Genomic DNA, 2,084 nt, shown 5'->3' on the forward strand with positions numbered 1-2,084 from the left:
AAGTTCCATCTGATGCGGAGATCGTGAGCTACACCTGGGCTCACCCAAACAAAAACGGCGGGCCTGACAAGCGCTTCAAAGACAATCGGCAGATCCCTGTATGCCGCTACGAAGCGTTGCGGTTTTCTAGCCCGTCCGGACTTAACGAGCTGGTGGAATTTTCCAAGACAAACGTCAGCCAGCCCTTTTGCCAGGCTCTATCGGCACTCGCGCAATTGCATCGAAGCTCCGACCGCCAATCCATAACGCTAAATGCGCACACTAGGGAGTGATGGTTGGGGATGGGCTCAGCGTGAGCCCAGGTCAGCAAACGCCTTCGCACGGAATCCCATCGCTATCTCGATCCAACTTGCTCCCCCATGAGCAGTTGGCGAGATACCAACGCGCTTCTTCGCAAGATGAAATCTGCGTGCACAAGCGGCGAGGTTGGCATGAGTAGCTCTGTGCTACTTGGCGACGGCTGACAAGCCCAAGGGGGCTTTTGGTTGGGCTCGCAGATTCGGCATGTTGTTGGCGCCAATCCCAAGGGTTGTCAAACGTCCCAATCCAGATTCCAACCTTTGCGGTTTCAGCATTAGTTTGCTGTTGCGCATAGGCGCCGTGGCTATAGCGGGGCCAGTCCAAGGCTTGGCCATGTTCGACCATCCAGGACGCGACGCTGACACCGTCCGCGCGCCGACAATCACCGACGAAGCGACGGTACCGATCCCATGAAACAAATGTGCATTGGACAGGCTGCGAAGCCGCAAGGAAATTCGCCAATGCTTCGGCCGCCTGGCGCCCGCAGGGGTATTGATGTGCGCTAGCGTCATTGCAGTATTGGCGGCTTTCGGGTGCATCGATGCCGTTGAAGCGGACGCGCTGCCCGTGGATCTCTATCGTGTCTCCATCAATCACCGATGCTATGCCTACAATCGGCGCCCGTCTCGACCCGGTCGAGTTTGCTATATCCAGATCACGTAACTGGTCGCCCGAGCCTGTAAAATAGTGGGTCGCGTAATCAGCCAAGGCCACCACGATCACCAGGATCAGAGGCAAGCGCACATCTGGAGAGAAACGTCTGCGGACAATTGGTTCCGCGCCGCGCCTTGGTCGCGCGCGGCGACGATGAGAATAGCGATTGTTACTCAATTTCCGATCCTTTGCGAAACGCAAGCTGCATGATTTGTAACGTGCCTCTGCACCATTCGTAGGCGCCTTTTTCGCTGGCGCTGGTTTGCCTTGTAGTTCGGCGCTTTGAACACCATGGTGCCTTCTCAGATCAGCCCGAAGTCACGACTTTGTAGTTACCTTTTCCGTAAACACGACCATCTTTCCGCGCTGGAGCCTACAAGTTTTCTCGGAATGAAATTAGGAGGCCGATTCAAAAAGAAGTCGGCTTGTGCGCCACTTGGTCGTGGCCGGCGAGGCGGATGCCAGAGCTGCCAACACCTCGTCCACAGATATGATGGCATTTTGTCCGAAAGGGAACCTCGAGATTAAGGTGGGGAGGCGAAGTGTCCGGAACATTAAACAAACATCCGCAATTTTTCCACCAACCCGCAGTGCTCACAATACTAAACGATTGAAGTGTTGGTGGCAGCCATTCGAGGTTGAAAAACCAGCATTTTATGTTGCGGACAGCCCTTGTCTAGGCTCTATGTGTCCAGCCTATCAGGGGGGTGTGAGTGTCGGAAGTTGAAAAATCGGTCTTCCAAAGCGATCTGCCTTTAAAGGAAAAGCTCGAGCGAGCCAGGATGGAATTGCTCGACCTTTCTGCTCGCAACCGACTTTTGAATGTGCCACGGTTTTCAAAGAGCGCGAAGACGATCGATATTGTCGACGAGAGGTCGTCTGAGATCTATCGATTGCTGGTGAGCGAAGGAAAGGCTTTTACCTTCCTGGCCGGCAAGCCGGATCGGCCGAAGGCAGGCCAGGTTGAAAGCAGCCCTCCAGACGAGGAAATCGACTATTCCCCCGTTGCTCTTGCTCAGCCTGAGGACGAAGGATTCGACGATAGAGGGGTATCTGCGCGACATTCTGACACCAAGCTTCAGACGAGGATGACCCCAACGGGGCTGCAGCGCCGGCTCCTTGATCTCTAC

At 55.0% G+C, this 2,084-nt stretch carries 2 protein-coding genes and 1 pseudogene; 2 read left to right on the forward strand and 1 reads right to left on the reverse strand.

From position 1 onward, the window contains the following. A pseudogene (locus tag X742_RS1000000175280) lies at positions 1-272 on the forward strand (hypothetical protein); the annotation flags it as partial. 31 nt (positions 273-303) lie between these two features. Here X742_RS1000000175280 and X742_RS1000000173575 read toward each other — a convergent pair. Next, entirely contained in the window at positions 304-1,044 is a 741-nt protein-coding gene (locus X742_RS1000000173575; protein WP_084567578.1) for a thermonuclease family protein, read from the reverse strand. 623 nt (positions 1,045-1,667) lie between these two features. Here X742_RS1000000173575 and X742_RS01000000171115 point away from each other — a divergent pair. Further along, positions 1,668-2,084, forward strand: a 417-nt coding sequence (locus X742_RS01000000171115; RefSeq protein ID WP_156939496.1) for a DUF4011 domain-containing protein, incomplete at its 3' end; no start/stop codon positions are given.

It is taken from the genome of Mesorhizobium sp. LNHC229A00, assembly GCF_000502415.1.
In the GTDB taxonomy this organism is placed as follows: Bacteria; Pseudomonadota; Alphaproteobacteria; order Rhizobiales; family Rhizobiaceae; genus Mesorhizobium.